The organism is Pseudomonas sp. K8, assembly GCF_014889455.1.
In the GTDB taxonomy this organism is placed as follows: Bacteria; Pseudomonadota; Gammaproteobacteria; order Pseudomonadales; family Pseudomonadaceae; genus Aquipseudomonas; species Aquipseudomonas veronii.
The window spans coordinates 1-8,092 of sequence record NZ_VJWO01000094.1 but is presented as its reverse complement, the minus strand read 5'-3'; the positions used below and the strand labels follow the sequence as shown (position 1 = coordinate 8,092).

The 8,092-nt window shown below is 60.6% G+C and carries 7 protein-coding genes and 1 pseudogene; 5 read left to right on the top strand and 3 right to left on the bottom strand.

Annotation, left to right across the window (positions count from 1 at the left end):
- Positions 1-157: 157 nt before the first annotated feature.
- From INT12_RS30115 to INT12_RS30110, 3 genes and pseudogenes are all read right to left on the bottom strand, one after another.
- On the bottom strand, positions 158-697 hold the full coding sequence (locus tag INT12_RS30115; RefSeq protein ID WP_193041064.1) for a hypothetical protein: 540 nt from the start codon (positions 695-697) through the stop codon (positions 158-160).
- 19 nt (positions 698-716) lie between these two features.
- Positions 717-842 (bottom strand): annotated as a pseudogene (locus INT12_RS31550) (hypothetical protein); the annotation flags it as partial.
- A gap of 101 nt (positions 843-943) precedes the next feature.
- Positions 944-1,621 (bottom strand): GntR family transcriptional regulator, encoded by a 678-nt coding sequence (locus tag INT12_RS30110; RefSeq protein ID WP_017846363.1) that lies wholly within the window; start codon positions 1,619-1,621, stop codon positions 944-946.
- A gap of 226 nt (positions 1,622-1,847) precedes the next feature.
- On the opposite strand from INT12_RS30110, the gene INT12_RS30105 reads away from it, so the two are divergent.
- From INT12_RS30105 to INT12_RS30085, 5 genes are read left to right on the top strand one after another with little or no spacing between them, the layout of a single operon-like run.
- Positions 1,848-2,585 carry a DUF969 domain-containing protein gene (locus tag INT12_RS30105; RefSeq protein ID WP_193041063.1) on the top strand — a complete coding sequence of 246 codons (738 nt, stop codon included), beginning with the start codon at positions 1,848-1,850 and terminating at the stop codon, positions 2,583-2,585.
- Entirely contained in the window at positions 2,582-3,538 is a 957-nt protein-coding gene (locus INT12_RS30100; RefSeq protein WP_046484272.1) for a DUF979 domain-containing protein, read from the top strand. Before INT12_RS30105 ends, INT12_RS30100 begins: the two co-directional genes overlap by 4 nt.
- A gap of 15 nt (positions 3,539-3,553) precedes the next feature.
- Positions 3,554-4,327 carry a LamB/YcsF family protein gene (locus INT12_RS30095; RefSeq protein WP_017846360.1) on the top strand — a complete coding sequence of 258 codons (774 nt, stop codon included), beginning with the start codon at positions 3,554-3,556 and terminating at the stop codon, positions 4,325-4,327.
- A complete protein-coding gene (pxpB, locus tag INT12_RS30090; protein ID WP_193041065.1) occupies positions 4,327-5,928 on the top strand; it encodes a 5-oxoprolinase subunit PxpB in 1,602 nt (533 codons plus the stop codon). Before INT12_RS30095 ends, pxpB begins: the two co-directional genes overlap by 1 nt.
- Entirely contained in the window at positions 5,925-7,661 is a 1,737-nt protein-coding gene (locus INT12_RS30085) for an acetyl/propionyl/methylcrotonyl-CoA carboxylase subunit alpha (RefSeq protein ID WP_104903259.1), read from the top strand. The genes pxpB and INT12_RS30085 overlap by 4 nt, the downstream gene beginning before the upstream one ends.
- Positions 7,662-8,092 lie beyond the last annotated feature (431 nt).

Genomic DNA, 8,092 nt, shown 5'->3' with positions numbered 1-8,092 from the left:
TGGCGCTGGGGCATACCCCAAACAGACGCCGGATAGATTTAAGCAAGCCAACCACACCACCCGTTGATCAGTATTGCAAAAATGGGGGTGACCATAGATTTTTTTATACCTGCGATTTACGATCCCTTCCGCAACGCTTCAGATGTGTTCCGCAACTTCACCGTTTTAACCGGATTACGTACTGGATCACCTCTTCAAGGGTGCCTATGTCTGGAGCGTTGCTCGCTAATGCTTCTGGGCGGCACCATGGATAGTCCAGGTGGGATACCCACTCCATGATGGTGTGAAGATCGGTAGGTGGCAGGGTTTTCATATGCTCGATGGTGATAGTGAGCCGCTCGACAAGTCCCGACTCGGGATTGAACTGCCATCCATACTGACCACAACCGACTCGGACCTCGCCGGAGTTTTTGTCGGACATAGCGACCAGCCATTGGCATTGGAACGTTTTGCTATCCGGCTCCGGTGGGTGTCCCAGACAAAAGGTATAGACGTTTTCGAATGTCTGACCGAAGCGACTGACCAGCACGTCGCCGATGGACTCAAGGCCTTCAACGTGGGGTGGAAACGAGATAGACCCCGTGTGTACCACCATCTCCAGTTGTGCATCCGGCATAAAAGCCTGGCGCAGCAGATGCGGGCGGTTACTGTCCTTGGCGTTTATGTACTGCTGAATCGACCGTTGAGCTGTGTTCATTGTTGGTCCATTGCATCCATTCGTTGTTGTTGAGGGCAGTGCCGGCATCCAGGAGCGGTTGTTCGAAGGAAAACGAGCAGCCGATGGTGAAGGCAACCAGGTCATCCTGCCACAGGGGCACTATGTCTAGCAGTTCTTCGCTCATGCGCTAGGGCGGCAAAAAATTCTGAAGGAGCCCCGCTTGGTTAACTGTATCGACCAGTCGACCGGCTGTGTGGGGCAGATGTTGCGTGGACGTCGGAGCTTTCACCCTTCCTGGGAAGGGCGCCTCGCATAGACGGCCAAAACAATGCGTTCGGAATGAATGAGGTATTCAAGCATTGCTTCGCGAGCTTTGGCCATCTCGTTGCGTTCAACGAGTTCAAGAATCTGAAAGTTCATATCGACGTAGGGCTCATGCAAGAACTCGGCGTCCTGCAACAGCCCAAAAGTCAGCCGTAGCTCTGCAAGTATGCGCCGGAACATGGCGTTCAAGCGTTCACTGTCCGCAAGTTCAACGACTGCCGTATGGAAGTCCATGTTAGCTGTGCCCACTGCCAGCCAGTCCCCCGCGTCCCGTGCTCGTTGGGCCTGTTCTGCCGCTGCGCGCATGTTCTTCTTCGCCGGGTGGCGCGGGTAAGCCTCGGCCAACGCCTGGCATTCGATGAGGCGTCGCACGCGGTAGATGTCGATGACGGCCGCGATGCTGGGAACCACCACGAATACCCCACGGTTGGGTTCGTGTCGTAACAGGCCGTCTTTGGCCAGCGTCCGGAATACTTCGCGCAGGGTGTTTCGCGAGATGCCGAGGTTTTCGCTGAGCACCTGCTCGGACAGCCGTTGCCCAGGTGTGAATTCGCCTTGGGTGACTTGCTGACGCAACTGTTCGGCGATCCGCTCGTTTAGCGTCTGGGCTACGAATGAAGGGGAGGCGGGAAGGGGCATCGAGCGGACTTCTGAGTGGCAGGGGCGATTGGATTCTAGCAGGTTTTGCCCTACTCGCAGTGTCGCTTTTTCTTGTAGGGCTGAAACAGATTGGTATTTTGGCATACATATTTCTTTTTTTTATCTGTGTTGGTTTGTTGTTCAATTCTGTTGAAATGATCATTCAATCGGATGAAGATAGTTGAGTGATCTAAGAAAATAACTCAAACAACTTGGAGAAACGCCGGTGCCCACTGACATCAACTTGTGGCCCTTGCTGGGGGTCGTCGTCATCATCGTGGGCTTCGTCCTGCGCTTTAATCCCATGTTGGTCGTGATTGTCACGGCCGTCGTCACCGCCTTCGCGGCGCACTTTCCGGTCGACAGGATTCTTGCCGCCATCGGCACGGGCTTCATCAAGACGCGTAACCTGCCGTTGATCATCCTGTTACCGCTGGCGGTGATTGGCTTGCTCGAGCGTTATGGTTTGCGCCAGCACGCCCAGCGATGGATCAGCAGCATCAAGTCCGCGACTGCGGGCCGCTTGCTGATTGTCTACCTTGGCGCACGCCAGATGACCGCAGCCATCGGCCTTACCAGCCTGGGCGGTCATCCACAAATGGTGCGACCGCTGCTCGCGCCAATGGCAGAAGGTGCTGCCGAAGCCCGTTTTGGGGCACTGCCGGAGAAGGTTCGCCACAAGCTGCGAGCGTATGCCGCAGCGACCGATAACGTCGGCCTGTTCTTCGGCGAAGATATCTTCGTGGCTTTCGGCGCGATCGTGCTGATGACCACGTTCTTGCGTGAGGCGGGCATCGAAGTCGAGCCGATCCGCGTCGCGCTCTGGGGGATTCCGACAGCTATTTGCGCATTCACCATCCATGCTTGGCGCCTGCGCCGGCTTGACACTTGGTTGATGCGCGAGATGGCCAGCGGCGCCGCGGCTGCAACCGTCACAGTCGAAGGCAAGGAGTCCCGACCATGACGCTCACGATCACGCACCTGTACTACCTCGTCGGTGCCATCCTCGCCATCACCGCGGTGATGACACTTATGGACCGCCAGCACTCAAAGCGCTATTCCAGTGCCTTTTTCTGGGGCCTTTATTCGCTCGTCTTCTTGCTCGGCGACCAGTTGCCGCCGGTCTGGGTCGGCGTCGGTGTTGTGGTGATGGCGCTGATTGCAGCCTTCGGCGGTGTCGGCATTGGCCGTCACGTGGCCCGCTCGGCGGCGGAGTACTCGGCCAGCGCCAATCTGCTGGGCAACAAGCTTTTCATCCCCGCCCTGGCGATCCCGGCCGTGACCATGATCGGCACGCTGTCGGCGAAGTACCTCGTGGTTGGCGGCATACCGCTGCTCGACCCGAAGAACACCACGATGGTAAGCCTAGGGCTAGGCTGTATGGTCGCGCTTGCGCTGGTCTGCAAGATGACGAACGAAACGCCGATGCAAGGCATCCGCGAATCGCGTCGGCTGACCGATGCGCTCGGTTGGGCGCTGGTACTGCCGCAGATGCTCGGCATGCTGGGCCTCGTATTCTCCGACGCAGGTGTGGGCAAGGCCGTGGCGCATATCACCACCAGCTACATCAACATGGATGTACGCTTCTTCGCGGTGATGGTGTACGTGGTTGGCATGGCACTTTTCACCATCATCATGGGCAACGGTTTCGCCGCCTTCCCTGTGATGACAGGGGGCGTCGGGGTGCCAGTCCTGGTCGGCATGTACGACGGTAACCCGGCCCTTATGGCAGCCATCGGCATGCTCTCGGGTTATTGCGGCACCTTGCTTACGCCGATGGCAGCCAACTTTAATATCGTACCGGCGGCCCTACTCGAACTGCCCGACAAAAACGCGGTGATCCGCGCGCAGGTGCCCACGGCGCTGGCCTTGCTGACTTGCAATGTTTTCATCCTGTATTTCCTGATGTTTCGCTAAAGAAAAGAAAACAACATGAAGATAGACCTCAATAGTGACTTGGGTGAAAGCCTGGGCGCCTGGCGCATGGGTGACGACCACGCGATGCTCAGCATCGTGAGCAGTGCCAACGTGGCCTGCGGCTTCCACGCTGGCGACGCTGCCGGCATCCTGCGGACGCTACGTCAAGCGGCGGAGCGCGGCGTGGCAGTAGGCGCGCACGTCGCCTATCCCGACCTCGTCGGTTTCGGCCGCCGCCAAATGGACGTGGCAAGCGCCGACCTGCAGGCTGACGTGATCTACCAGATCGGCGCGCTGAAGGGGTTGGCTGCGGTGGCCGGCACGTCGGTACGATACGTCAAGCCACACGGAGCGCTCTACAACACCATCGCGCACGATAAGCGCCAGGCACACGACGTGATTGCCGCCATCCGCGCAATCGACCCGTCGCTGGTGCTGGTCGGTTTGGCCGGCTCGCCGCTACTCGGCTGGGCGCAGGCAAGCGGGCTGAGCACGGTGGCTGAAGCCTTTGCCGATCGCGCCTACATGCCGAACGGTTCGCTGGTCTCCCGCCGCGAGAAGGGCTCCGTGCTGCACGATGCACAGGATGTTGCCGAGCGCATGCTACGCCTGGCGACCGAAGGTGTGGTCACGGCCATTGACGGCAGCATCGTGCGCCTTAAGGCCGATTCGGTCTGCGTGCATGGTGACAGCCCCGGCGCGGTGGAGATGGCGCGGCAAGTGCGTGCGCTGCTTGAGCGTTCGGGCGTCAAGGTCGCTCCTTTCGTCGACATGGGAGTCGTACCGTGATGCGATTTCTGCCGGCTAATCTCGACGCCCTGTTGGTCGAGCTGGATGACTTGTCGCAGACGCTGGCGCTGCTTGCATCACTACAGGCCGAGCCCATCGATGGCATCGTCGAACTCGTGCCGGCCGCGCGCACGGTCATGGTTCACTTCCGGCCTAACACGGTGACGCATGATGAACTCGTCACGCGCATCAGCCGCCGCGACCTCACGGCGCAGATCGAGCGTGCGACCACTCGCGTGGAGATTCCGGTCTCCTACGAAGGAGAGGACCTTGACGAGGTCGCGCAGATGCTTGATCTCTCGCGCGAAGAGGTGATTCGCCGTCATACCGGCTGCGACTACACCGTTGCCTTCACTGGCTTCGCACCTGGGTTCGCCTATCTGAGCGGCGGCCACCCAAGCCTCAACGTGCCGCGTCGCACTACGCCACGCACGCGCATCCCCGCGGGCGCCGTGGGGTTGGCCGGCGCTTTCAGCGGCGTCTATCCGCAGGCCAGTCCGGGGGGGTGGCAGATCATCGGCGTGACTGCCACGCCGATGTGGGACCTAAGCCGTGACGTGCCCGCGCTGCTGCAACCGGGCTTCAAGGTACGTTTCGTCGATGTTTCAGGGCGGCAGGTTTCGACTTTGCCAGCGCCGTCGCCTGGCCCCGTCGAGGTTCCGCTCCACAATGGTCCGGCGCTTGTTGTCCGTAGCACCGGCCTGCAGGCGCTGTTCCAGGATCTCGGGCGCGAGGGTCTGGCCGGGCAGGGCGTATCCGCCTCAGGGGCGATGGATAAGGGCGCACTGCGCGCGGCCAACCGTCTGGTCGGCAATGCGAGCGACATGGCCTGCGTCGAGATCGTCTACGGTGGCTTCCAAATCACGAGCCGCGCAGACACGGTGGTGGCCTTCACCGGTGCCGATGCGCCGATCGAACTCACGCGTGCGAACGGCGCTCGATATCGTGTGCCAGGCCATGAAGCCATCGCACTTTCTGATGGCGACAGTCTGTCGCTTGGCGACCCGCGTGCCGGCATCCGCAGCTACCTGGCGGTGCGCGGTGGCTTCGCGATCGCGCCCGTGCTCGGAAGTCGATCGACGGACACGCTCGCGCAGGTCGGTCCGCCGCCCATCAAAGCCGGTGACATTTTGCCGATACCTGTGGTCACGCATGGCTCCATCGTCGGCGCGCCCGAAACGCCTCGTGCCGATCTACCGACAACGACGCAGACCGTGGTGCTCGATGTCGTGATGGGGCCGCGCACCGACTGGTTCACACTGCAGGCCATTGCATTGTTGGCGAGCCAATTATGGACTGTGACGCCGCAATCGAACCGCGTCGGCCTGCGTCTGGCCGGTGAAACGCCGTTGATGCGCGCACAGATCGCCGAACTGCCCAGTGAAGGCACCGTGTTGGGCGCGATTCAGGTGCCGCCAAGCGGCCAGCCCGTGCTCTTCCTTGCCGACCACCCGCTGACCGGTGGCTACCCAGTGATCGGCGCTGTCGCCCCTTACCACCTCGACCGTGCGGGGCAGATCCCCATCGGTGCGCAGGTGCGCTTCAACCCCATACGCGCGTTCACCGCGGCCCTCTCTTCCGACCTGCGAGAAACCCCATGAAGAAAGTTCTTATCGCCAACCGCGGCGAGATCGCTGTACGCATCGTGCGCGCCTGTGCCGATTATGGTGTGAAATCCGTCGCGGTGTATGCCGACGCCGACATCGACGCGATGCACGCTCGTATGGCCGATGAGGCCTACGGCCTTGACGGCCAGCGCCCGGCCGACACCTACTTGAACATCGAAAAGCTGCTCGCCGTGGCCGACCGCTGTGGCGCCGACGCGGTACACCCCGGATACGGCTTCCTTTCGGAAAGCGCAACTTTTGCCAGGGCCGTGATTGGCGCGGGCCTGAAGTGGATCGGCCCTTCGCCGGCAGCCATCGAGGCATTGGGTGACAAGGTGCAGGCGCGCAAGATCGCCCTGGCTGTCGGTGCGCCGTTGGTGGCTGGCACGTCGGAGCCCGCGCGCGATGCGCAGGAGGTCGTGGCCTTTGCCGAGAAGAACGGCCTGCCGATCGCCATCAAGGCGGCCTTTGGCGGTGGCGGCCGCGGCATGAAGGTCGCATGGCGGCTCGACGAAGTAGCCGAATTGTACGAGTCGGCGGTGCGTGAAGCGGTCACTGCTTTCGGCCGTGGCGAGTGTTTCGTTGAACAGTTCCTCGATCGGCCTCGTCATGTCGAGGCGCAGGTGATCGCCGATACGCACGGCCATGTTGTCGTGCTCGGCACGCGCGATTGCTCGTTGCAGCGGCGCAACCAGAAGCTGGTGGAAGAAGCCCCCGCGCCCTTCCTCAGTGATGAGCAGCGTGAGCGCATCCATCAATCGGCGCGCGATGTGTGCGCGAAGGCAGGCTACGTCGGTGCGGGGACTGTCGAGTTTCTGTTGAGTCCCTCCGGAACAATCTCGTTTCTGGAGGTCAACACGCGCCTGCAGGTCGAGCATCCAGTGACCGAAGAGACAACGGGCATCGACCTCGTCGTCGAGCAACTGCGCATCGCCGATGGCTTGCCGCTGTCGGTCACCGAGACGCCGAAGCCGCGCGGTCATTCTTTCGAGTTTCGCATCAACGCCGAGGATGTGGGGCGCGGCTTTCTACCCGCGCCGGGGTTGGTGCATCTGTTCGAGGCCCCGTCGGGGCCCGGCGTGCGCGTCGATACCGGCGTGCAGTCGGGTTCTACCGTCCCAGGTACATTCGATTCACTGATGGCCAAGTTGATCATTACTGGCGCCACCCGTGCCCAGGCTATAGCCCGCGCGCGCCGGGCGCTGAAGGAGTTCCGAATCGAAGGGGTGCCATCGGTGCTTCCTTTTCACCGGGCGGTGATGGCACACGCCGATTTCACATCAGCCGATGCTTTCAGCGTGCATACGCGCTGGATCGAGACAGATTTTGCCGACACGCTGGCGGCCGCTGTACGGCCTGAACCGCTGGCCGATATCGCGCTGGTACGCACGGCCGTGGAGATCGATGGCCGAAGGATTGCGCTCGGGTTGCCGGCTGAACTGCTGCGCGGGCTACATTCCACTGCGCCGTCTGCTGAGCGCGAGGGGGCTGATGTGTCTTCCATTTCGACGGATGCCGCCGCCGTTGTAGCCCCGATCTCGGGCACCCTGCAGTCCTGGAACGTCGCCGACGGCGACAACGTGGCTGTGGGCGACACCCTCGCTTCCATGGAGGCGATGAAGATGGAAATGCAAGTCACGGCACACCGCGCAGGACGCATCACCCTAACGGTGTCCGTGGGTTCGACCGTCGCCGCAGGCACTGCAATCGCAAAAATTGTGAGTTGATGAGAGTCGACTCGCTCGCCCAGGGCTCGGCTCAACACGACTGAATTATTCGCTGTTGAAGGTTGTGATTTTTTAGATGGGATGAATAAATGATTGATGTTGCAACTCAAATGAAACGGACAGCTTTAGTTGCTTTTATGGCAGTAGCATCGGGGTGTTCGTCACCGCCAGAGCGTAGCGCTAATTCCACCAGACCTGCTGAGCCACTCGCGGATTCTCACTTTCATGTTTCCAACTATGCCTTCCAAGGCACAACGCTGCGCAATCTGGTAGATAACTACATGTAGCCTTTCCAATACATTTAATACCATCAAGTTACACGATAGGCGTGACGCACTTCATTTTGAACGGTCTTATTCATCGAGCATTAAAGCTTGTGACTAGAGAGTGTTGTGATGAAATTGAACAATCTAACTAAGGCGGCACTGATT